Origin of the sequence: Bradyrhizobium sp. AZCC 1719 (genome assembly GCF_036924525.1) — a bacterium.
Classification (GTDB): domain Bacteria; phylum Pseudomonadota; class Alphaproteobacteria; order Rhizobiales; family Xanthobacteraceae; genus Bradyrhizobium.
This window is the reverse complement of sequence record NZ_JAZHRU010000001.1, coordinates 5,700,405-5,724,015: the sequence shown is the minus strand read 5'-3', so window position 1 is coordinate 5,724,015 and position 23,611 is coordinate 5,700,405. Positions and strand designations below refer to the sequence as shown.

The window sequence follows — 23,611 nt, the reverse complement described above, 5'->3', positions numbered from 1 at the left end:
GTCAGGTGTCGTTCGACGTCAGATTTTTGATGTCAGTTTTTTGAAGTCAGTCTTTGGCCTTGGCGCCGATTTTGGCGGCCAGGCCTGATATTGCGAGCCGGTAGCCGTCGACGCCGAAGCCACAGAGCGATGCAAAGGCGGCCATGGCCGTAAAGGAGTGATGACGGAAGCTCTCGCGGGCGTGGATGTTGCTGATGTGCACTTCCACCGTCGGGATTTTGACCGCGACCAGCGCATCGTGCAGCGCGATCGAGGTGTGCGAATAACCGCCGGCGTTGATGATGATGCCGACCGCCTTCTTCGCATGCGCCTCATGGATGAAGTCGATCAACTCGCCCTCGCGGTTGGACTGGCGGCAATCGGCCTTCAGGCCGAACTGTGCCGCCGTTTCGACGCAAAGTTTTTCGACGTCGGCGAGCGTCGCATGGCCGTAGGTTTCCGGCTCGCGCGTCCCCAACATGTTGAGGTTCGGGCCGTTGAGCACATAAATCGTCGCGGCAGAGGCTTGGGCGCTTCCTTGGGCCATCCGGATTCCAGCAAAAAGGGGCGGGCGGGTCGCGGGGTTATAGGTAACAACGCGGCCAAGGGGAAGCCTTTAGGCCGTCCCGGGAGCCTTTCAAGGGCCTTACCCTGTTCATAAAAAGGCGGATATAACCCGCTGAATTTATTCGTTAACCAATGGAGTGAATCGATTGCCGGGCCTGGCGCGGCTTGGTCATGGCCTTGATCAGCGAAAAGGGCGGGCATTGCTACCCGCCCTTATCCTTGCGAAAGGCCGCTGTCAGGCGTCCAGAATTGCCACGATCTCGTAGGTGTTCGGATCGACGATCACGATCTGCTCCCTGACGAGGATGTACTTATACCTGCGCCATTCCGGATAGATCGTCACCACGCGCTCGGGCAACGTATGGAAGGTCACGTCCCGTGGGATGCGGGTGCCGACCGAGACCGAGAAGTTCACGTTCGTCACCGGCTGAACGCGTGTCTCCCTGATCACGCTGGTGATCTGGGTGCGCTGCTCGGTCGAGAGCTTGCCGCCCGCGCCGGCCTGGCCTGTTGTGGTCGTTTGGTCACGGCCCTGGGTCTGGGTCTGCGTGCGGTCGCGGTCCTGCTGGCCTTGGACCTTCTGGTCACGCTGCATTTGGTCACGGCCCTGGGTCGTGGTCCGGTCGCGGTCACGCTGGGTCGTGCCCTGCTCACGCTGCATGCCTTGGCCGGTCGTCTGGCCCTTCTCCTTGTCGCCCTTCATGCTGCCGCGGTCCTCTTTGCCCTCGGCCTTCATGTCCTTGCCGCCCTTGCGGTCTTCGCTGCGTTGGGCCTTTTCGCCGCCCATCGACTTCTGCTCGGACTGTCCCATGCCGGTGGTGCCGCGGGGTTCGCGCTGCTGCATAGTGCCGGCACCGCCCCGCTCAGACGGCGCGCCCTGCTGCGCCGCAGAACCGGGCGACCCCGCGTCGCCGCGTCCCATGCCGGTACCCTGAGCATTCGCAAAGCCGGTTCCGGCGATCAGGGCCGCTGCCGCGACCGTCATCAGAAAGCGATTACTCATCGAATGTCTCCTCACGTATCTGCGTTGCCCGCGCCGACAACGAAAGGAATTAGCTGATGTTCCTGATACTTGGCGGTTCCGCCGACTTTGTTTTGTGAACGCGGGATGAACCGCTGCGCCACATAGTGCTGCAACGAAAACGAAAAAGGCCGGCTGTCGAGCCGGCCCTTTACGCCATGCGCGAAGGAAGCGTCGCCTCAGCAGGTCGCCTTGCCGCAGCGGGCGTTGCTGATCTTTTCGCGTAGGGCCTCGACGCCGACCGCGCCGATCACGACCTGCTTGCCGATCACGTAGCTCGGCGTGCCGTTCATGCCCATGGCCTCGGCGAGCTTGAAGTTTTCCTCGAGCGTGCCACGCACCTCCGCGCTGTTCAGATCCTTCTCCAGCTTCGCCATGTCGAGGCCGACTTCCTTGGCAACGGCCATCGCGCGTGCCTTGTCGGCGGCGCCTCGGCCCGTAAGAAGCTTCTGATGGAAGTCGAGATATTTCTTGCCGGTCGGATCCTGCATGCGCACGGCGACGCCGACCTGAGCGGCTTCGACCGAGCCCGCGCTCAGCACCGGAAACTCCTTGAGCACGACCTTGAGCTTCGGGTCGCTCTTCATCAGCTCCATCATGTCCAGCATCGCGCGTTTGCAATAGCCGCAATTGTAATCGAAGAACTCGACGAAGGTGACGTCGCCGTCCTTGTTGCCGACCGTGACGTTGCGCGGCGAGTTGAAGATCGCGTCCGCGTTCTTGGCGACGCCGGCTTCGTGCTTGGCGGCTTCGGCTGCGGCCTGACGCTTGCTGAGTTCGGTCATTGCCTCTTCGAGCACCTCGGGATGCGCGATCAGGTAATTGCGGACGATGGCCTCGATGTCGCCGCGCTGGGTGTCGGTAAAACTCTGCGCGGAGGCGGGCAGCGGCGCGCCGCAGAGCGCCAAAGCGAACAGTGCGGGGATGAGAAGACGGAACGAGGGCATCGGTACATCCTTATGCGGCGAGTTCCCGGGCAATTCTGCTGAAGGCCGGCTTCTCGAGAATATCCTGGATCGGGTTGGCCAAATCCTTGATAGCGAAGTCCTTGATACCAAGTCCTTGATGGCCAAGTTTGGTGACCAAGTCCGATTATAGCCGAATGCGGCTTAATTCTAGTTGCCCTTCTGGCCGGGCAGCGGCTTGGTGTTCACGATGTCGTCAGCCTTGACCCATCCCGGCGTTCCGATCGCGAAGCGTGTTTTTGCCCGTGAGGCGAGATCGCGCGCCGTTTTGCTGTCGCCGCGCAGGTAGGCGGCCTGGGCCGACGCCAGATCGGCCTGCGCGTAATCTCCTTTTCGGCCATAGGCGATCGCAAGCTGCATATAGCCGATCGGCGCCTCGCTCTCGCGCGCTACCGCCGCGCGCAGGATGGCAATCGCTTCGTCGGTGTGGGCGTTGTTGCCGGTTGCTACGAGGGCCTGCCCAAGCATCATCTCGATGAGCGGCGCGTGGTTGGAGAGCGCTACGGCCTTGCGAAGCGGCGCGATCGCCTCCTGCGGCTTGCCGCCCTCCAGCAGCGCCTGGCCGCGCACCTCGTGGAAATAGGGATTGTTGGGCTGCTGCTGAATCAGGGCGTCGATCTGCGCGAGCGCGCTGCGCAGGTCGCCGTGCCGATAAGTCGCGATAGCATGGGCGTAGCGCGCAGGCAGGCTGTTGTTGGACAACGGATAGCGCCGGTACACGGTGTCCTGCCGCTCCATGAAGGCCGAGATCTTGGCGCGCACCATGTCGTGGCGTAGCTGCAGGGCAGGGTCGTCCTTTTTATCCCAATAAGGGCTCGACCGTGCCAGTTCTTCCAGCGCGGCGACGCGCTGCGCCGGCATCGGATGCGACTGAACATAAGGGTCTGCGCCGCGCGCAGCGAACAGGCTCTCGTCGGTGAAGCGTCTGAAGGTCTCGTACATGCCCTTGGCGGACTGGCCTGTAGCAGTCAGAAACTTCACGCCGGCCTTGTCGGCGTTCTCCTCCTGCTGACGTACATAGGAGAGCAGGTTACGGCGGATCATTTCTCCCGGCGCGGAAAACATTGCCGCGCCGGCGTTGGCCAACCCGCTGCTGCTGCCGCCTTGCGCGCCCGCGACCATCGCGCCGGCGCCAAGCAGCATGGCGATGATCATCTGCGTCTGAGCATGCGCCATCTGCTCGCGCATCTTGGCGAGATGGCCGCCGGCAAGATGGCCGGTTTCGTGCGCCATCACCCCGATGATCTGATTCGGTGTTTCCGATTGCATGATCGCGCCGTAGTTCACGAAGATGCGTCGGCCGTCGGCAACGAAGGCGTTGAAGACGCCCTGGTTGATGATCACCATCTGGATGTTCTGCTTTTCCAGACCGGCGGCGCGCAGGATCGGGCGCGTATATTCGCGCAGCAATTGTTCCGTCTCGGTGTCGCGGAGCACCGGTGGGCCCCTGTTCTCCTGCGCCAGCGCAGCCATCGGCGCGACGGCAAGGGCGGCCGCAGTCGTCAACGTGGTCAACTTCAATGATTTCTTGCGTAGGGCGATGCGGAGCAGCATGAGCGGTCTTTTGGCGATTCCGGTCTTTTGGCGATTGTCAGTGCATCCGGAATTTGCCGGACGCCGGTTCGGTTTCCGATTAGATCAGAAACGGGTCCCAGTTTGTTGTTTCAACGCGTTTCTTCACCGAGCCGGTATCACTTCGCTTGAAAACGCTATAACAAGCCATCGAATGCGGCCAGTCTGGGGCGCTTACCGGCTCGGGAACCCGAATTCGGATGGCGCCCGTGCAATAGCAGAGATCGATGCTGGAATCGACACTTAGAGACCGCGCGACAGCGCTGTTGACCCCGTCGGCGCGGAGCGACGTTCCGCCCTTCATGGTGATGGACGTGATGGCGGCTGCAGCGCGCATCGAGGCGGCCGGCGGTCATGTCATTCACATGGAAGTGGGGCAACCGGCGGCGCCCGCGCCCAGAACCGCGATCGCGGCCGCGCACGCGGCGCTCGATGAGGCGCGGATCGACTACACCTCCGCACTCGGCATGCCCACGCTGCGTGCGCGGATTGCCAGGCATTACCGCGACACTTACGGCTGCGCGGTCGATACCGACCGCATCGTGATCACGACCGGCTCGTCCGGTGGATTCATTCTGGCGTTCCTGTCGATGTTCGAGCCGGGGGATCGCGTGGCGGTCACGGTGCCGGGTTATCCACCCTACCGGCATATTCTGACCGCGCTCGGTTGCGAGCCGGTGCTGATCGAGACCTCGAGCGCGACACGCCATGCGCTGACGGGAGAGGCGTTGCTGGCGGCGCATCGCAAGGCGCCGCTGAAGGGCGTGCTGGTCGGCAGCCCCGCCAATCCGACGGGAACGATGATGTCGCGCGAAGCGCTGACCGGCCTGATCAACGCGGCAGAAGGCGCAGGCATCCGCTTCATTTCCGACGAGATCTATCATGGGCTCGACTATGCGTTTCCGGCGGTGACGGCGGCGGAGCTTTCGCCGCATGCGCTCGTGATCAATTCGTTCTCGAAATATTTCTGTATGACCGGCTGGCGGGTCGGCTGGATGGTGGTGCCGGAGTCTCTGGTGCGCCCGATCGAGCGGCTGCAGCAGAACCTGTCGATCTCGGTACCGACGCTGTCGCAGATCGCGGCCGAAGCGGCATTCGAAGGCCGCGAAGAGATGGAGGCGATCAAGCGCGGCTATCAGGAGAACCGCCGCATCCTGATCGAGGGATTGCCGAAGGCCGGTCTCACCAAGTTTCTGCCGGCCGATGGCGCGTTCTATCTCTACGCCGATGTTTCGGATTTCACGTCCGACAGTTTTGAGTTTGCCGGCCGCATGCTGGAGAAGGCGCAGGTGGCGGCGACGCCGGGCGTCGACTTCGATCCGATCCACGGCCGCAACTTCATTCGCTTCTCTTATGCGCGCTCGGCCGACGAGATGCGCGAAGCCGTGACGCGCATCGCGCGTTGGCTGCGATAATACCTCCGGCCTGTCACACACCTCATCCGCAACTATAACCAACCAGGAGCCATCCGTGTCCGCCAGAACCATGACTGAAACCGTCGCGCCATCGCATTTCCCGCTCGCCGCGCTGCTGTGGCCGCATCGCGCCGATGGATCGTCGGGCCTGTTGCGTAGCGTGATCCTGGTCGCGCTGGGAACGGCGCTGCTGACCTTGTCGGCGAAGGTCAATCTGCCGTTGCCCTACGTGCCGATGACGCTGCAGACACTGGTCGTGCTGGTGATCGGCGCAGCCTATGGCTGGCGGCTCGGCAGCGCTACACTCGTGGCCTATCTGGCCGAGGGGGCGATCGGATTTCCGGTATTCGCGGGCCCGGTCGGTGGCCTCGCGCCGTTCGTCGGTCCGACGGCCGGATATCTCGTCGGCTTCGTAGCGGCGGCCTTCGTGACGGGATGGCTGAGCGAGCGCGGCTGGGACCGATCGGTGCTCCGGCTATTCGTGGCGATGGCGTTCGGGCACATTCTCATTCTTGCCGCCGGATTTGGTTGGCTTGCGTTCGGCATGAAGCTCGGCGTCGAAAAGGCGTGGCTGGTCGGCATTGTGCCATTCATCGCGGCATCGCTGATCAAGAACGCGCTCGGCGCTGCTCTCGTGCCTGCGATCCGGCGGATTTTCGATCCGCGCGGTTAAGCCATCGCGTCAGACAGCAAAAACCGCCCGGTTTCCGCCGGGCGGTTTTTCTTTTTTGGGTTCGATTCCTTACTCGCCGCTGCCGAAGCGCCGTGACCACCAGCCTGCCTTGCGTGGCGCGGCTTCGCCCGATGAGGCCGGCGCAGGTTCGGCTGGAGCGGGCGCGGGGTGCACGATCGGCTCTGGCGCGTTCTGGCTGGCGGCGGGCGCCGGTTCAGCCGGAGCGCTGGTCAAGAAGCTGACTTTCTCGCGCACGGTCGAGCGCCGCCGCGCCGCGGCGCGCTCGGCCTCTTGCCTGGTTTCCTCAGCGGTTGGCGCCGGCTCACTCGCAACCGGCTCCGGCTGGGCATCGGCCGCAGGCTGCATCTCCGCCGGCGGCGAGACCGGTTCGGGCTGGGTGTCGGCCTGCACCAGCGATGGTGCGGGCTCGGACGAGGCGCCCTCGAAATCGGCAACCGCGCTGGTCGCCTCCGGAGCTGGGGGCGGCTCGAGTTCGTCTGCGATCGACCCGGCAAGACCATCTTCCAGTCCGGTACCGCGCCGGCGGCGTCCGCCGCGACGGCCGCGGCGGCGCGGGCGCCGCTCGCCACTGGCAAGTTGATCGCCACGGACCGTGCCGGCCTGTTCGTCGCCTTCGTCCTCGTCGGCTTCGCCGTCCTCGGCGATCGCGCCTTCGATGGTCTCGCTTGCGACGCGCATCGCGTCACCGTCCTCGCGCGGGGCACCACTTTCACGCGGCTCGCCACGGCCGCGCCGGCGCCGGCGCCGCTTGCGGCGGTGACCGTCGCCTTCGCCTTCGCCCACCGCTGCCTCGGCGGCATCGTCGGTCAGCCCCTCGGTCTCCTCGGTTTCGATCTCGGATTCGGTCTCGATGTCGAACGCCTCGTCGTCGTCATAGGCTTCCTCGACCTGCGGCGGGAAGGCGGCAGCCTGCGCTGCCAGCAACGCCTTGGCGGCTTCCAGCGTGTGCACCTGCTCGCCGCGGTCGATGACGTATGACTGCTGGCCGCTCACGGTGGCGTCGGCGACGACGGCGAGCGTAACCTTGAAGGCGTTTTCGAGATCGCGCAGGTGGCCGCGCTTGTGATTGAGCACATAGAGCGCCACGTCGGTGCGGGTGCGCACCACCAGATTGTGGGTCGCGCCCTTCATCAGGATTTCCTCGATGCCGCGCAGCAATTGCAGCGCGACCGAGGAGACCGAGCGCACATGGCCGCTGCCGCCGCATTGCGGGCAGGGCTCGGTCGAGCTTTCCAGCACGCTGGCACGGATGCGCTGGCGCGACATTTCCAGAAGGCCGAAGTGCGAGATACGTCCGACCTGGATGCGCGCGCGATCCTGCCGCAGGCAGTCGGAGAGCTTGCGCTCGACCGCGCGGTTGTTGCGCTTCTCGTCCATGTCGATGAAGTCGATGACGATCAGGCCGGCGAGATCGCGCAGACGCAACTGCCGCGCCACTTCCTCGGCCGCCTCGAGATTGGTTTTGAGCGCGGTGTCCTCGATGTGATGTTCGCGGGTCGAGCGGCCGGAGTTGACGTCGATCGAAACCAGCGCCTCGGTCTGGTTGATGACGATGTAGCCGCCGGAGCGTAGCTGCACGGTGGGCGAGAACATCGCGTCGAGCTGGCTCTCCACCCCCATCCGCGAGAACAGCGGCTGGCCATCGCGATACTGCTTCACCGCTCGCACGTTCGAGGGCATCAGCATCTTCATGAAGTCGCGCGCTTCCTGGTATCCGGATTCGCCGGCTACCTGGATCTCGTCGATTTCCTTGTTGTAGAGGTCGCGCAGCGAGCGCTTGATCAGCGAGCCTTCCTCGTACACGAGGGTGGGGGCCTGCGACTTCAGCGTCATGTCGCGCACGGTCTCCCACATCCGGATCAGATATTCGAAGTCGCGCTTGATCTCGGGCTTGGTCCGCGAGGCACCGGCGGTGCGCAGGATGATCCCCATGCCCTCGGGCACGTCGAGGTCCTGCACCACTTCCTTCAGCCGCGAACGGTCCTGGGCCGAGGTGATCTTGCGGCTGATGCCGCCGCCGCGGGCAGTGTTGGGCATCAGGACGGCATAGCGGCCGGCCAGCGAGAGGTAGGTCGTCAACGCCGCGCCCTTGTTGCCGCGCTCTTCCTTGACGACCTGCACCAGCATCACCTGGCGGCGCTTGATGACTTCCTGAATCTTGTACTGGCGGCGTGGCCGGAACGGGCGCTCCGGAACTTCCTCCAGCACGTCGTCGCCACCGACGGATTCGACGACTTCCTCTTCGGCGTCCTCGCCATCGTCCTCGTCGTCATGGCCGTCGTCGGCTTCCAGAGCCGCGGCGGGTTCGTCGGGAGGAGGAGTATAATCGCCGACGTGCTCGACGTGCGGCACGTCGTCGGCATGGGCGGCGTTTTCCTGCGCGCGCTCCTCGTCATGACGGTCGTCATGGCCGTCCTCGGCCTGCACCTCGGCGGCTTCGACCGGAGCAGGGGCAGGCGCATCGGATTGCACCTCCGCGACCGGCGCTTCGCTCGCGGCGCGCGCCTGTTCGGGCTCGTCGTGATCATGTGCGGGGCGATCGCCGTCATGCGTCCGCTCGTCAGCATGCGCCTCATGGTCGTGCGCATCACGATCGTGAGGAGCCGCTTCGGCGTGATGTTCGGCGTCATGCGCCGGCGTATCACCAGCCTGCATGGCGTCAGGCTCGTGCGGATGTTCTTGAAAATCCTGATCTTGAAAACCTTCCTGGCGCTCATAGGGCTGGGCGGCCTGCGAGGGATCCTCGCTGCTACCCTCGACCACGTCGCTCTGGACGCGGTCGCCATGGCCGCGGCGGCGCGCATTGCGGTGGCGCGAGCGGCGCCGATGGCTGGGGCGGTTCTCGCTCTCTTCCTCGGCCTCGCGATGGGCGCGCTCGTCGGCCTCGATCAGCGCCTGACGGTCGGCGACCGGGATCTGGTAGTAGTCCGGATGAATTTCGCTGAACGCCAGGAAGCCATGGCGGTTGCCGCCATATTCGATGAACGCCGCCTGCAGCGACGGCTCTACGCGCGTGACCTTGGCGAGATAAATATTGCCGCGGAGCTGCTTGCGTTGGGCGGTCTCGAAATCAAATTCTTCGACGCGGTTGCCGCGGACCACAACGACCCGGGTCTCTTCCGGGTGGGTGGCGTCGATCAACATCTTGTTGGGCATTTTGGAACTCTTGACGGGGGCGGGCGCGGTGCATGGCGCGCGCAAATTGCGCGGCCCGGTGACGCGACGGTCCACCTGATTCGGGGGTGAGGGGAAGGCCAAAACGCACTTCTTGGCGCCGCGCCGAACGGGGGCCCACCGGAGCGATGTGACGCGCGAAGCTTTCGCCTCGCGTCGGCGCGATCGTTCCGTGGATCTTGGTCGGCAACACAGTCTGGCGCATCAAGCGTCGGCCCGTCTGAACATGTTGGCGGAAAGGGATACCGCCGTATTTATCGCTGAAGGCCCGGTTCGGCGCCTAAACGCCCGCCGGCCATCGCATATCGGACCATGAGGGGTCCGGATAATCAGTTTTGCCGTGTCTTAAACCGCCCCTGGAAAAAGTACCTGGGACCGGACGCCGCTCGGGCTCGAAACCGCCGCTCCGTGTCAGCCGCGCGCGGCGCTGGCTGTGGAGGGATCGGGAAAGACGCAGGTTCCTCCGGGCTTCGGAGGTTCCGGCGCTGCACCGGGAGGCTGAACGCGACACAACCGGGAGTATTAGCCGTCAGCACCTCGTACATACGTGGATCGGGGGCTCCGTGCAAGGGAAGCGCAAGGGAACCCGCCCTCCGACGTCGCTGCACGGCAACAGTCGCTGTTTTTTCGGTGGTTAAACGTTAAGCTTCGATTAACCCTGCGGTTCTAATGCGGTAAGGGAAGGCTCCTCCGGAGGCACCGAATCGTTGGCGAGCCGCGCAAATCACCTTGTTTTGCTGGGATGTGGGCTGTTGTGCACCGCAGCATTGCTGTGTACCCAGATGATTGGCTCCTGCGCGGCCCAGGGGGGAGCTTCTCAACCGCCGGCTTCCGTCGCTGCCGTCCCCGGCCCGGCGACGGTATCGAATTTCCCGATCGCGTCTGATGCCCGGCTGGCAGGCGATGCCAGGCAGACCCGTTTCATCCTCGATCTGGACAAGCCGGTGCAGTTTCGCGCCTTCGCGCTGGCGGACCCTTATCGCGTGGTCGTCGATCTTCCCCAACTCAGCTTCAATCTTCCCGCCGGGATCGGAGTCGGGGGACGGGGGCTGGTCAAGGCGTTCCGTTATGGTCTCGTCATGCCGGGCGGATCACGGATCGTGTTCGACCTGACGGGGCCGGCCAAGATCGCCAAATCCTATGTACTGGAAGCGGCCAACGGCCAACCGCCGCGGCTGGTGCTCGAATTCGAACAGGTGGACCGCACCGCCTTTGTCCAGTCGCTGCCGCGGGAAAGCCGCCCCGAACTGCGGCCCGCGATCGCTGAGGCCAACGCCGCCGCCCAGCCGGATTCGTCAGTCGCCCAGCCGCCGCAAGCACCCGACAAGCGGCCGGTGATCGTGATCGATCCCGGTCATGGCGGTGTCGACAACGGTACCCAGGCCGGCGGCGGCGATATCATGGAAAAGAACCTGGTGCTGACCTTCGGCCTGGCGCTGCGCGACCGGATCGAGAAATCGGGCAAGTATCGCGTCGTCATGACCCGGACGGATGACACTTTCATACCGCTTGGCGACCGCGTGAAGGTCGCACGCAACGAGGCGGCGGCACTGTTCGTCTCGATCCATGCCGACGCTTTGCCGCGCGGCGAGGGCGACGCCCATGGCGCCACCATCTACACGCTTTCCGATAAGGCCTCCGACTCCGAGGCCGAGCGGCTGGCCGATACCGAAAATAAGTCGGACGCGATTGGCGGAGTAAGCCTCGTCGACGAGCCGACCGAAGTCGCCGACATCCTGATCGACCTGGTGCAGCGGGAGACCAAAACCTTTTCAAACCGGTTTGCACGGACCCTGATGAGTGAAATGAAGAATACCGTGCGGATGCACAAGCACCCGTTGAAATCTGCCGGTTTCCGGGTTCTGAAGGCCCCGGACGTCCCTTCGGTGCTGGTCGAACTCGGTTACGTCTCGAACAAGGGCGACCTCGAGCTTCTGGTATCGGAAAACTGGCGGAACAAGACGGTCGGCGCGATGGCGCAGGCAATTGATGCGTTTCTGGCCAAACGGCTGGCAACTGCCGGACCGGCCAAGTGAAAAGCCCGATACGCGTGGCGTAAGGGTGGATTGAAAAGGGGGCCGTCCGATGGACCAAGCCCTAGTTTGGCCACAGCGGCAACGGTATAGAAAACAGACTGCTGGTCTTTGGAATCGGTCAATATTGCCCGCCGGACCTTTTATTGTTCGACCGCGTAGCGGCAACCCGTCCGGCGGGATTGCCGTATCTGGATAGGCGCCGCGGATGACGGCGCACAGGGTTGGAACGGAACTTCGATAATGCGCTTGCTGGTCCGGTTTTTGGGTTTCCTGTTTGCGGCCGGCACCGTGGTGTTCCTGGTCGGTGTCGCAGGCGTTGCAGGCGCGATCTGGCATTTCTCCAAGGACCTGCCCGACTATTCGCAGCTTCAGGACTACGAGCCGCCAGTGATGACGCGCGTGCACGCGTCTGACGGCGCGCTGCTCGGCGAATATTCCAAGGAACGCCGGCTCTATCTGCCGATTCAGGCGGTGCCAAAACTCGTCATCAACGCGTTCCTCGCGGCCGAAGACAAGAATTTTTACGAGCATGGCGGCATCGACTTCACCGGCATGGCGCGCGCGGCCGTGCTCTACGCGCAGAATTTCGGCTCCAACAAGCGTCCGCAGGGCGCGTCGACGATCACCCAGCAGGTCGCAAAAAACTTCCTCTTGACCAACGAGGTCTCCTTCACCCGCAAGATCAAGGAAGCCTTGCTGGCGATGCGCATCGAGCGGGCGTATTCGAAGGACCGCATCCTCGAGCTCTATCTCAATGAAATCTATCTCGGTCTCGGCGCCTACGGCATCGCGGCGGCGTCGCTGGTCTATTTCGACAAATCGGTGAACGAGCTCACCGTCGCGGAAGCCTCCTATCTGGCGGCGCTGCCGAAGGCGCCCGCGGCGCTGCACCCGGTGCGTAACCGCGATCGCGCGGTGGAGCGGCGCAATTACGTGATTGATCGCCTCGTGGAAAATGGCTGGATCAAACAGGCCGACGCCGAAAAGTCCCGCAAGGAACAGCTCAACGTCACCAGCCGCGGCAACGGCGCCCATATCTTCGCCGGCGAATATTTCGCCGAGGAAGTCCGGCGCGACATCTTCGAGCGTTACGGCGAAAAGAAGTTGTACGAAGGCGGCCTCTCGGTCCGCGCCACGCTCGATCCGAAAATGCAGGTGATGGCGCGCAAGACCATGGTCGCCGGTCTCGTCAGATATGACGAAGCCAGCGGCTGGCGCGGCGCGCCCTCCAAACTCGATATTTCCGGCGATTGGGGCGTGAAACTCGCCGACGTCAAATCGCTATCTGATATCTCGCCCTGGCGTATGGCCGTGGTGCTGGAGACATCCGACCAGTCGGCGCGGATCGGTTTCCAACCGGGCCGCGAACTCGGTGGCGCCGTCAGCAAGCAGCGGCAGACCGGCATCATCACGCTCGACGGCGTGCGCTGGGCCAAGGCTGCATCCGGACCCGCCAAGGGCAGGACGCCGAGCTCCGTGGCGCAGGTGTTGTCGGCGGGCGACGTGATCTATGCCGACCCGCTGTTCGACAAGGAGGGCAAGCCGGTCGAGGGCCAATACCGGCTGCGCCAGTTGCCGGAAGTGTCCGGCGCGTTGGTCGCCATGGATCCGTGGACCGGCCGCGTGCTGGCGATGGTGGGCGGCTTCTCGTTCGACCAGAGCCAGTTCAACCGCGCGACGCAAGCCTATCGACAGCCGGGTTCGTCGTTCAAACCGCTGGTCTATTCGGCGGCAATGGACAACGGCTATACGCCGTCGACCGTCGTGGTCGACGCGCCCATTGAAATCGACCAGGGACAGGGCGCCGGCGTGTGGCGCCCGGAGAACTATTCGTCCGGCAAATACGGCGGGCCGACCACGCTGCGCAACGCGCTCCGGCAATCGCTGAATACGGTGACGGTGCGGCTCGCGCAGGACATCGGCATGCCCCTGATCGGCGAATATTCGCGGCGTTTCGGCGTCTATGACGAATTGCCGAACTACCTGTCCTATGCGCTCGGCGCGGGTGAAACCACGGTCATGCGCATGGTCACGGCCTATTCCATGTTCGCCAATGGCGGCCGCCGCGTGAAGCCGACACTGATCGACCGTATCCAGGACCGCTACGGCCGCACCATCTTCAAGCACGACGCCCGCGAATGCCGCGGCTGCGACGCGCCGAGCGGCTGGAAGAACCAGGCCGAGCCGCAACTGGTCGACCGCCGCGAGCAGGTGCTGGACCCGATGACGGCCTACCAGATCACCTCGATGATGGAATATGTGGTGCAGGCCGGCACCGCGACGGTGGTCAAGGAAGTCGGCAAGCCCATTGCCGGCAAGACCGGCACCACCAACGATGAAAAAGACGCGTGGTTCATCGGCTTTTCGCCGGACCTCGTGGTCGGCATCTATGTCGGCTTCGACAAGCCGCGCAATCTCGGCCGCGGCATGACCGGCGGTCATCTCGCCGCGCCGATCGCCAAGGATTTCCTCAAGCTCGCGCTTGCCGACAAGCCGGCGGTCCCGTTCAAGGTGCCCGCGGGCATCAAGCTGGTTCGCGTCGATGCCAAGAGCGGCATGCGCGTCGGTCCGGGCGAGGGCGGCCGCACCATCCTCGAAGCGTTCAAGCCGGGCACCGCGCCGCCGGACAATTACTCGGTTATCGGTGTTGCCGACATGGATGGCCGGGTGCCGCAGGGATACTCGCAAGGCTATCCGCCTGATGCGGGCAACATCATGCGGCCCGGCACCGGCGGGCTTTATTGACCCCGCACGAATCGTCTGCAATCTCAAGATGTATCCTTGGACACTGCGTGATACACACGTCTGGACCCGGTGGGTCCGACGGTTGGTAGCGCGGCAGAGTGAAAAGATAGGCGTCCGAGGATAGCGCAAAGCCTTCGCCCGAGGGCAAACGCCGGACGTTGCGGCGCAAGGGTTGGAATGGAATTTCGGTAATGCGCTTGCTGGTGCGGTTTGTAGGTTTTCTGTTTACTGCCGGCACCGTGGTGTTTCTGGTCGGTGTCGCAGGCGTTGCAGGCGCAATCTGGCATTTCTCCAGGGACTTGCCCGACTATTCGCAGCTTCAGGATTACGAGCCACCGGTGATGACGCGCATCCATGCGTCGGACGGCGCGCTGCTCGGCGAATATTCCAAGGAGCGCCGGCTCTATCTGCCGATTCAGGCGGTGCCAAAACTCGTCACCAACGCCTTCCTCGCGGCAGAGGACAAGAACTTCTACGAGCACGGCGGCATCGACTTCACCGGCATGGCGCGCGCGGCCGTGGCGTACGTGCAGAATTTCGGCTCCAACAAGCGTCCGCAGGGCGCGTCAACGATCACCCAGCAGGTCGCGAAGAACTTTCTTCTGACCAACGAGGTCTCCTTCACCCGCAAGATCAAGGAAGCCTTGCTGGCGATGCGCATCGAGCGGGCGTATTCGAAGGATCGCATCCTCGAGCTCTATCTCAACGAAATCTATCTCGGCCTCGGCGCCTACGGCATCGCGGCGGCGTCGCTGGTCTATTTCGACAAATCGGTGAACGAGCTGACGGTTGCGGAAGCGGCGTATCTTGCTGCGCTTCCGAAGGCACCGGGCACGTTGCATCCGGTGCGCAGCCGCGACCGGTCGATCGAGCGGCGTAACTATGTGATCGATCGCCTCTTGGAAAACGGCTGGATCAAGCAGGCCGATGCCGACAAGGCCCGCAAGGAGCCGCTGGTCGTGGCCAGCCGGTCCAATGCCGCGCATACTTTTGCCGGCGAATATTTTGCCGAGGAAGTCCGGCGCGACATCTTCGAACGCTACGGCGAAAAGAAGCTCTATGAAGGCGGCCTGTCGGTCCGCGCCACGCTCGATCCGAAGCTACAGGTAATGGCGCGCAAAGCGATGGCCGCCGGTCTCGTGAAGTTCGACGAGGCGCAAGGCTGGCGCGGCGCCATGAGCAAGCTGGACATTTCCGGCGACTGGGGCGTGAAGCTCGCGGAGATCAAATCGCTGAGCGACATCTCGCCCTGGCGGATGGCCGTGGTGCTGGAGACGTCCGATCAGTCGGCGCGGATCGGTTTCCAGCCCGGCCGCGAACTGGGGGGCGCCATCTCCAAGGAACGGCAAACCGGCCTGATCACGCTGGATGGTGTCCGATGGGCGAAGCCGGTCGCTGCGGCGCGCGGCAAACCGGCGACGGCTTCGGTCTCGCAGATTCTGTCGCCAGGTGATGTGATCTACGCCGACCCGCTGTTCGACAAGGAGGGCAAGCCGGTCGAGGGCCAATACCGGCTGCGCCAGTTGCCGGAAGTGTCCGGCGCGTTGGTCGCCATGGATCCGTGGACCGGCCGCGTGGTCGCGATGGTCGGTGGCTTCTCGTTCGACCAGAGCCAGTTCAATCGCGCGACCCAGGCCTATCGGCAGCCGGGCTCGACGTTCAAGCCGCTGGTCTATTCGGCCGCGATTGACAATGGCTACACGCCGGCAACGATCATGATCGACGGTCCCATCGAGATCGATCAGGGGCAGGGCAACGGCGTCTGGCGGCCGGACAATTTTTCGGTGGGCAGCTATAAGGGTCCCATCACGCTGCGCGATGCCCTGAAACAATCGCTCAACACCGTCACGGTGCGGCTGGCGCAGGATGTCGGCATGCCCCTGATCGGCGAATATGCCAAACGCTTCGGCGTTTATGAGGAATTGCCGAACTATCTTTCCTATTCGCTCGGCGCCGGCGAGACCACGGTGATGCGGATGGTGACGGCCTATTCGATGTTCGCCAATGGCGGCCGGCGGGTGAAGCCGACCCTGATCGACCGTATCCAGGATCGCTACGGACGCACGATCTTCAGGCATGACCAGCGCGAGTGCCGCGGTTGCGACGCGCCCGGCGGTTGGAAGAACCAGCCCGAGCCCCAACTCGTCGATCGCCGGGAGCAGGTGCTCGATTCGCTGACCGCCTACCAGATCACCTCGATGTTGGAGGGAGTGGTGCAGGGTGGCACGGCGACGATCATGCGCGAGGTCGGTAAGCCAATCGCCGGCAAGACCGGCACCACCAGCGACGCAAAAGACGTCTGGTTCGTCGGCTTTTCGCCCGATCTCGTCGTCGGTCTCTATCTTGGCTATGACAAGCCGCGCACGCTGGGCAGGGCCGCGCAGGGCGGCCGCATCGCCGCGCCAATCGCCAAGGATTTCATGAAGCTGGCGCTGGCCGACAAGCCGCCGACCCCGTTCAAGGTTCCTCCCGGGATCAGGCTGGTTCGCATCGATTCGAAGAGCGGCATGCGCCCCACACCCGGCGACACCGGCCGTACCGTTCTGGAAGCCTTCAAGCCGGGCACCGCGCCGCCGGAGAACTACATGCCGGCCCCCGTCGGTGTCGCGGATGGAGAAGGACGGGTGCCGCAGGGGTACCCGCCGGAAGCCGGCAGCATTCAGGGGAATCTGCCTCCTGACGCCGGCAATATCATGCGGCCGGGTACTGGGAGGTTTTACTAGCCGATTGCGCTTTGCGGCATACGCCGCTACATCCGGCCGTTGAACATCCATCCAGTAGCGGTTCCATCCGCAGACAGAAGAGACCATGCGCGCCGAAGTCGAACGCCTTGTTGAAGAGATCAAGCAGTCAGTCGGGCTGCTGAGGAGGCATCTTTGACGTCGAGAAATCGACGGCACGGCTGGCCGAGCTGAACAAGCTCGCCGAAGATCCCAACCTCTGGAACGATCCCCAGAAAGCCCAGAAGCTAATGCAGGAGCGCACCTCGCTGGTGGATGCGCTCGAGGGCATCGGCAAGGTCGAACGCGAGCTCGACGACAATGTCGAGATGATCGCGCTCGGCGAGGCCGAGAACGATGAAGGCGTAGTCGTCGAGGCCGAGAATGCGCTAAAAGCCCTGAAGAAGGAGGTCGCCCGCCGCGAGCTGGAAGCGCTGCTGTCCGGCGAGGCCGACAAGTTCGATTCCTATCTCGAAGTGCATGCCGGCGCCGGCGGCACCGAAAGCCAGGACTGGGCCGCGATGCTCTTGCGCATGTATACGCGCTGGGCCGAAAACCACGGCTTCAAGATCGAATACCTGGAAGAAACGCTAGGCGAAGAGGCCGGCCTCAAATCCGCGACCATCCAGATCAGCGGGCACAATGCCTATGGCTGGCTGAAGACCGAAGCGGGCGTGCACCGCCTGGTGCGGATCTCGCCGTTCGATTCCAACGCGCGCCGGCACACCTCGTTTTCTTCTGTAGCGATCTTTCCAGTCGTCGACGACAGCATCAAGATCGACATCAAGGAATCCGACGTGCGCACCGACACCATGCGCTCGGGCGGCGCCGGCGGCCAGCACGTCAACAAGACCGAATCCGCGGTGCGCCTGACGCATATTCCGACCGGCGTCGCGGTGGTCTGCCAGGCTGGCCGTTCACAGCACAAGAACCGCGCTCAGGCCTGGGACATGCTGCGCGCGCGGCTCTACGAGATCGAGCTGAAGAGGCGCGAGGAGCAAGCCGCCGCCGATCAAGCCGCTAAGACCGATATCGGCTGGGGCCACCAGATCCGCTCCTACGTCCTGCAGCCCTACCAGATGGTGAAGGACCTGCGCACCGGCGTACAGACCTCGGATACGTCAGGCGTGCTCGACGGCGACCTCGACGAGTTCATGGCGGCGACGCTGGCGCAGCGCGCCTTCGGCACCGCGCCCGGTGAGGTCGAGGACGTGGACTAGCGCATGACCAAAGTGGCCTTCATCGGGCTCGGCCGCATGGGCCATGGTATGGCCGGCCGCTATCTCGATGCAGGCTTTACGGTGAAAGTCTGGAATCGGAGCAAGAAAAAAGCAGACGACCTCATCGCGCGTGGTGCTCTATGGGGCAATTCGCCGATGAGGGCTGCGGAGGACGTCGACGCCGTCGTCACTATGGTCGCGGACGATGAGGCGTCGCGCGAAGTATGGTTGGGCGAACAGGGCGTTCTCGCGAGCTGGAAGCCCGATCGCCTCGCTATCGAGTGTTCTACCGTTTCATACCATCATGCTCGCGATCTCGGACGTCAGCTTGGTTGGCGTCGGATTTCATATATCGATTGTCCAGTGACCGGACTACCCGACGCCGCGGCCAGCGGGAAACTGACGCTCTTGGTAGGTGCTGACCCGGCCGATCTGGAAAAGGCCAGACCTTTTCTTGAGCCTCTCGGTACCATCCGTCATTTCGGCGCTGTCGGTACTGGTACCGTGTACAAGCTCATCAACAATCTGATGGGTGCGATTCAAATCGCGGGGCTCGCCGAAGGTCTTGCGATTGCCGAGCAGGCTGGGCTCGACATGAACTTGGTGCTGGAAGCGATCCAGAGCGGAGTCACGGCAAGTCCGCAGGTCTTGCGTCATTCCGAGCGTATGGTCGCGCGCAACTTCGCTGGGGCGACGTTCACGGCTTCGCTGCGTCACAAAGATGCGGCCTACGCCGTGAAGTTGGCCGAGAGCCTACTGGCCGACGCGCCGCTGATCGGGCGTGCCGCGGTCGAGGCCTATGCAAGAGCGAAGGCTCAGATGCCCGACGACGACGAAGGCAAGATGATCGAGATCGTCTCGCGGCCGAAATAGCCGCTGCACAATCGGATTCGGGAATCGGGTGGCAAAGTCCAGCGCGACTTAATAGACCCGCCTGTCTTCTCGATTTGAACCGCCATGACCGCCAACGACAACCGGATCGATGCCCGCGACTGGTCGCTGCTCGGCCTGCTCTCGATCCTGTGGGGCGGATCGTTCTTCTTCAACGGCGTAGTGCTACGCGAACTGCCGCCGTTCACGCTCGTGCTGTTGCGCGTGCTGCTGGCCGCCATGATCCTGCTGCCGGTGATTTGCGTGCAGCGACTGCCGTTTCCGAAGGGGTGGATCGGCTGGCGGCCGTTCTTCCTCGTCGCCTTGTTCAACAATGTGCTGCCGTTCTCGCTGATCGTCACCGGACAGATGTACATCCCGAGCGGGCTGGCTTCGATCCTCAATGCCACCACGCCGCTGTTCACGGTGGCGGTGATGGCGGCGGCGGGCGAGGAGAAGCTCATCATCAGGCGTGTGGCCGGTATGATCACAGGCCTTGTCGGCGTCGTGATCCTTCGCGGCAGCGGATTAGGCTTTGCCAGCGGGCAGGGGCTCGGCGTCCTCTTGTGTCTCGCGGCGGCGCTGAGCTACGGCATCTCCGCGCTGATAGCGCGGCGCGCGTTGTCAGATTCGCCGCCGCTTGCCACCGCCACGTTTCAGTTAATGGCATCGAGCCTGATGATGATCGTCGTCGCCGGCATTTTCGAGCGGCCGTGGCAATTGCCAATGCCTGATACGGTGACATGGTTCGCCGTCATTGGCCTCGCTGGCTTGTCGACCGCGCTCGCCTACATCGTGTTCTTTCAGATCCTGCGGCGCTCCGGCGCCACCAATGTCATGCTGGTGACGCTGCTGGTGCCTGTTACGGCCATCCTGCTCGGCTCGTTCGTGCTCGGCGAGCAGATTTCGCCGCGTGAAATCGTGGGCGCACTGGTGATCGGCAGCGCGCTGCTGTTGATCGACGGCCGCGTGCTGAAGTTTCTCGAACGTTAAGTTGGGCTCGCGCAGGCGATGCGAGCCAACTTGACATTTGCCTATATAGCAATATGATTTGCCATATAAGCAAAACGGGAGAGCAGCGTGGTTTCGGCAGAAGTTGGCCGGCGCGTCCGCGAGGCGGCGCGCCTTGCCGCGATTGGCGCCGTCATTCGCAGGGCCCGTTCGGCGCGCGGTTTGACGCTCGATGAACTCGCCGGAATGGTCGGCCTATCAGTGACATTTCTTTCGCGGATCGAGCGCGGACTCATCGCGTGTTCGATCGGTAATCTCTTGGAAATTGCCGGCGTCCTGCAGGTGCCGCCGGCCGAATTGTTTGCCGACGTCGAAGGAGAGGACCGGACGCGCGCGTATCGCGTGGTGCGGTCAATCGATGCCGGTCCATCGAAGAGCGCTGACGTAAATTATGCCTGGCGCAAGCTCGCTTCGGGCGTGGGCGAGCAGCGGCTGGAAACTTTCCTGCTCGAATTGTCAGCAAAGCCGCGCAAGCCGACGCTGGTCGCGCACCCCGGCGAAGAAATGTGCTTTGTCCTCGAAGGCAGTGTCGAATTCCAGGTGGGCGACGAAACCATCGCGCTGGAACGCGGCGATTCGATTCATTTGCGCTCGGACGTGCCGCATATGGCGTGGGCGCGGGGGTCCGGCAGTGCGCGGCTGCTCATGGTGACATCAATCGAAAATCAGTCGGCCATCGCGGTTGAGTGGTGGAGCGATATTGCGGGCAGGAAAAGCGAACGAGAAAGCACGGCAAAAGGGAGAGCAAAATGAGTGCTGTCAGGAGCAAGGAGATTCCCGATACGGCGGCCGCAAATGCGGAATTGACGACCGCGCGCGAAGCCTCGCGAAAGGACCACAAGCCCTACGAGACGCGCCATTTCGACGAAGTCGAATGGGAGACGATCCGGTGGCCGGGCGAGACCGGCAAAATGCTTTTTCATCCGCGACCGGAACGCCCGACCGAACCGAACGCGGGAATTCTGCGGCTTGAGCCCGGCGCCCATCATCCCGAGCACTATCATGGCTTCGCGCAGGTCTGGCATATCCTGAAAGGCGAGTTTTCAATCGACGGAACGCTGCATGGTCCGGGAACGGTGCTGTTCCATCCTGACCCACACTTTGAGGGTGAATTCCGCACCGAAACGGGCGGGGAGATATTCATCGTCCAGTATCCTGGTCCGACGACCGGTGAGCGCCCGATCTATAGCGGCCGGTTCAACATGGCGGAACGCAAGGCGGTCGCGAGCGAACGCGTCGATCTCTGAGCCGGCGGATCACCCGATCTCAGGGAAGAAGCGAATTATCGCATGGGCCGACTGGAAGCTGATGCCTTCTTCCAGTCGGCAAGCCAGTTTCTGAATCTTCCGCTGTCGCGCTCGCCGCCGTGCCAGGCTGCGGTGGCGGTGCCGTCGCCGGCGGCCATGATGACGACATCGAGTCCCTTGGAACGGCGCAGCGTATCGATCGCCTGCTGTGGCGTCTGCGCGATCGGTCCTGCGACGTTGAAGGAGGTGTTGACGGACAGCTCGACGCCGATGTGGCGGCCGAGCGCCTTCAAGTAGGCATAGGTGAGGGGATCGTCGTCGGCGCGCACGATCTGGATGCGGCCGGTGCCGTCGGCGTGGATGACCGCCGGAATTTTTTCGCGCGCATGCGGCTTCGAATGCGCGGTCAGCACCATGTAATTATAGGCGTTGTAGTCGGCATCCGATGCGCCGGGCAGCAGTTCGAAGTGTTCTTTCGCAGCTTCCAGCGTTGCCATCGGCGCCAGCGGCCGAATGGCCTCGCGGTATTTGACGCGCGCATTGAGCAGTTCGCGCACCGCCGGGTCGCAAGGGTTGGCGAGGATCGAGCGATGGCCGAGCGCACGGGGACCGGTCTCGGCCGCGCCCTGATATAGCGCAATCACGCCGTTTCGTGCCACCATGAACGCCATCAGATCGGCGACCGCTTCAAGGCCTTCGGGCGTCGAGATATCGCCGATCCTTTGCGAGGCGATGTCATCGGCCGCAACCGCATGGACGATATCGCCTTGCGAGGGGGACGTGCCGCAATAGAAAGCATGCGTCATCGGCGCGCCGCGCGGAGCGCCCGCCAGATGCGCGAACAGCCAGGCTGCGCCGATGGTGACGCCGGGGTCGCCGGGCACCGGCGGCACCCACAGATGCAGCCGCGTATTGCGCCGCTGCGCGCTCGTGAACCACGTTTCGTCGAAATGTTCGAGCAGCCGCATATTGCCGACCGCGTTCAGCGCGACGCCGCCGGTCAGCACCAGCCGGTTGGCGCCGGTCGTACGCAACACATGATCGACGACATGAATCATGGCGTCCTCGAACACCAGTTGCGTCGCGGCCGCCTTGTCGAGACGGTCCTTGGTGTCGGGACGGTGGTGGATGTCCTCGACACGCAGCACCGCATCCGGATTCCAGAGCTGCTCTCGCTTAAGCGGTTCGCCGAGAATTTTTGTGAGTGCTTCCTTGTAGGGATGGTCGAAGGGGTCGCAATACCAGTTGGCCAGCGCGCGATTGAGCCTGATATCGCCGTTCGCCCCAAAATGCAGAACGCCGCGCAGCCGCGCGTAATAGGGATTGCTGGCGCGGTCCATATCGCCCCAGGCGGCAGCGCCCATGTAGCGGCCCTCGCTGGACAGCCATGTCCAGCCGCCCTGTGTCGACGAGATCACGCTATAGAATGCGCCGAGTGAATCGAACATGCTGTCGTTGCAGTAGAGCCGACGCATCGCGCCGCTCTCAACCACATAGAGCGAGATCGAGCCCTGATCGCCGGTGCCGTCGAGCACCGCAATCGCGGTCGGCGCGCCGTCGTCGGCGAACGGCGAGGCAGCGTAGGAAAACCATGCATGGTTGTCGTGATGCGGCAGGCAGATCAACGGCACGCGCTCGGCAAGCCCGAGCTGGCGGGCGAGGATTTTTGGCGTCCGCGTCATCTGGTCGAGGCGGCGGCCGTCAAACCCTGTGGCCTCGGTGGTGCGCACGAGCTTTATGCTCTGCGGCAATTCCTCGAGTACCGAGCGCGCCAGCGTGCCGGCGAGCGTCGGGTAATCCCAGCTCGTGAGCCAGGCATCGATGTCGCCGATATCGCGGCCCATGCCGCGCAGCGTCGCCACCGCCGCGTCGATCGACAGCTTCGGGTATTCGGTGGTGTGCTTGTTGCCGGAAAAGCGTTCTTCCTCGTTGTTGACGATCAGCCGTGGCCCATCCGCCTGCGTCACCTCGACCAGCGCCAGACCCGAATTATGCGTGCCGGGCGCGCCGAGACCTGCGAGATACACCGTTTCGCCTCGCGCGAGCTTGTCGCGCACATGCGCGATCCGCGCCTTGGCGAATTCAGAGCCGAGCTGATGGAAACCGGCAGCACCCATGGTCTTTGCAGCGAGCCAGCGCGCAAAGCGAAATCCACCCGCCGCGAGTTTTGGGTGTCGCGGACCAATTCGTGTGTTCGGTTTCAAGCCTTAGTCCAACCTCTGGGCCTCGCCATCGCGCAAGGTCATGCCTGCAGCCCGCATCAATCACAATTGGCGCCGGGCAACAATGCCGTTTCGTATGCTTGCAAGCGCTGAAACGGCTTGCGAGACAACGGCGAGGTATGGGAAGTATTCGGCGACATCATGCCGGCGAGG

At 63.6% G+C, this 23,611-nt stretch carries 16 protein-coding genes; 10 read left to right on the top strand and 6 right to left on the bottom strand.

Translation table 11 applies throughout. From position 1 onward, the window contains the following. Nucleotides 1-46: 46 nt before the first annotated feature. From aroQ to V1292_RS26960, 4 genes are all read right to left on the bottom strand, one after another. Nucleotides 47-526, bottom strand: a complete 480-nt coding sequence (aroQ, locus tag V1292_RS26975) for a type II 3-dehydroquinate dehydratase (protein WP_334375652.1) — start codon at nucleotides 524-526, stop codon at nucleotides 47-49. Nucleotides 527-781: 255 nt separating this feature from the next. After that, nucleotides 782-1,549 carry a DUF1236 domain-containing protein gene (locus V1292_RS26970; protein WP_334375651.1) on the bottom strand — a complete coding sequence of 256 codons (768 nt, stop codon included), beginning with the start codon at nucleotides 1,547-1,549 and terminating at the stop codon, nucleotides 782-784. A gap of 197 nt (nucleotides 1,550-1,746) precedes the next feature. Continuing rightward, complete coding sequence (locus V1292_RS26965; RefSeq protein ID WP_334375650.1) at nucleotides 1,747-2,514, bottom strand: DsbA family protein; 768 nt, start codon at nucleotides 2,512-2,514, stop codon at nucleotides 1,747-1,749. A 168-nt stretch (nucleotides 2,515-2,682) separates the two neighbouring features. After that, on the bottom strand, nucleotides 2,683-4,086 hold the full coding sequence (locus V1292_RS26960) for a M48 family metalloprotease (RefSeq protein WP_334375649.1): 1,404 nt from the start codon (nucleotides 4,084-4,086) through the stop codon (nucleotides 2,683-2,685). 245 nt (nucleotides 4,087-4,331) lie between these two features. Here V1292_RS26960 and V1292_RS26955 point away from each other — a divergent pair, with 245 nt between their 5' ends. Next, nucleotides 4,332-5,519 carry a pyridoxal phosphate-dependent aminotransferase gene (locus V1292_RS26955; protein WP_334375648.1) on the top strand — a complete coding sequence of 396 codons (1,188 nt, stop codon included), beginning with the start codon at nucleotides 4,332-4,334 and terminating at the stop codon, nucleotides 5,517-5,519. Between the two features lie 70 nt (nucleotides 5,520-5,589). After that, on the top strand, nucleotides 5,590-6,192 hold the full coding sequence (locus V1292_RS26950) for a biotin transporter BioY (protein ID WP_442895633.1): 603 nt from the start codon (nucleotides 5,590-5,592) through the stop codon (nucleotides 6,190-6,192). A gap of 69 nt (nucleotides 6,193-6,261) precedes the next feature. Here the strand turns inward: V1292_RS26950 and V1292_RS26945 are convergent, their stop codons facing one another. Next, nucleotides 6,262-9,369: an Rne/Rng family ribonuclease gene (locus tag V1292_RS26945; protein ID WP_334375647.1), complete on the bottom strand. Its 3,108-nt coding sequence runs from the start codon at nucleotides 9,367-9,369 to the stop codon at nucleotides 6,262-6,264. A 725-nt stretch (nucleotides 9,370-10,094) separates the two neighbouring features. Between V1292_RS26945 and V1292_RS26940 the strand changes: the two genes are divergently transcribed. The 8 genes from V1292_RS26940 to V1292_RS26905 all read left to right on the top strand — a co-directional run bounded on the left by V1292_RS26940 (nucleotide 10,095) and on the right by V1292_RS26905 (nucleotide 21,236). After that, nucleotides 10,095-11,423: an N-acetylmuramoyl-L-alanine amidase gene (locus tag V1292_RS26940; protein ID WP_334375646.1), complete on the top strand. Its 1,329-nt coding sequence runs from the start codon at nucleotides 10,095-10,097 to the stop codon at nucleotides 11,421-11,423. Nucleotides 11,424-11,663: 240 nt separating this feature from the next. Next, complete coding sequence (locus V1292_RS26935) at nucleotides 11,664-14,168, top strand: penicillin-binding protein 1A (protein ID WP_334375645.1); 2,505 nt, start codon at nucleotides 11,664-11,666, stop codon at nucleotides 14,166-14,168. A 191-nt stretch (nucleotides 14,169-14,359) separates the two neighbouring features. Continuing rightward, nucleotides 14,360-16,891, top strand: a complete 2,532-nt coding sequence (locus V1292_RS26930) for a penicillin-binding protein 1A (protein WP_334375644.1) — start codon at nucleotides 14,360-14,362, stop codon at nucleotides 16,889-16,891. 85 nt (nucleotides 16,892-16,976) lie between these two features. Further along, nucleotides 16,977-18,108, top strand: a protein-coding gene (gene prfB / locus V1292_RS26925) for a peptide chain release factor 2 (protein WP_334375643.1) whose coding sequence is annotated in 2 segments (ribosomal slippage) — nucleotides 16,977-17,045 and nucleotides 17,047-18,108 — 1,131 coding nt in all. Because the reading frame shifts where the segments join, the coding sequence is not laid out codon by codon here. 3 nt (nucleotides 18,109-18,111) lie between these two features. Further along, on the top strand, nucleotides 18,112-18,981 hold the full coding sequence (locus tag V1292_RS26920; RefSeq protein ID WP_334375642.1) for an NAD(P)-dependent oxidoreductase: 870 nt from the start codon (nucleotides 18,112-18,114) through the stop codon (nucleotides 18,979-18,981). Between the two features lie 84 nt (nucleotides 18,982-19,065). Further along, entirely contained in the window at nucleotides 19,066-19,971 is a 906-nt protein-coding gene (locus V1292_RS26915) for a DMT family transporter (RefSeq protein WP_334375641.1), read from the top strand. Nucleotides 19,972-20,058: 87 nt separating this feature from the next. Further along, nucleotides 20,059-20,742 (top strand): helix-turn-helix domain-containing protein, encoded by a 684-nt coding sequence (locus V1292_RS26910; protein WP_334375640.1) that lies wholly within the window; start codon nucleotides 20,059-20,061, stop codon nucleotides 20,740-20,742. Continuing rightward, the gene (locus V1292_RS26905; RefSeq protein ID WP_334375639.1) at nucleotides 20,739-21,236 is read left to right on the top strand and encodes a cupin domain-containing protein; all 498 of its coding nucleotides are present in this window, start codon (nucleotides 20,739-20,741) and stop codon (nucleotides 21,234-21,236) included. The genes V1292_RS26910 and V1292_RS26905 overlap by 4 nt, the downstream gene beginning before the upstream one ends. A gap of 35 nt (nucleotides 21,237-21,271) precedes the next feature. Here V1292_RS26905 and V1292_RS26900 read toward each other — a convergent pair whose 3' ends face one another. Then, nucleotides 21,272-23,440 carry a carbamoyltransferase C-terminal domain-containing protein gene (locus V1292_RS26900; protein ID WP_334375638.1) on the bottom strand — a complete coding sequence of 723 codons (2,169 nt, stop codon included), beginning with the start codon at nucleotides 23,438-23,440 and terminating at the stop codon, nucleotides 21,272-21,274. Nucleotides 23,441-23,611 lie beyond the last annotated feature (171 nt).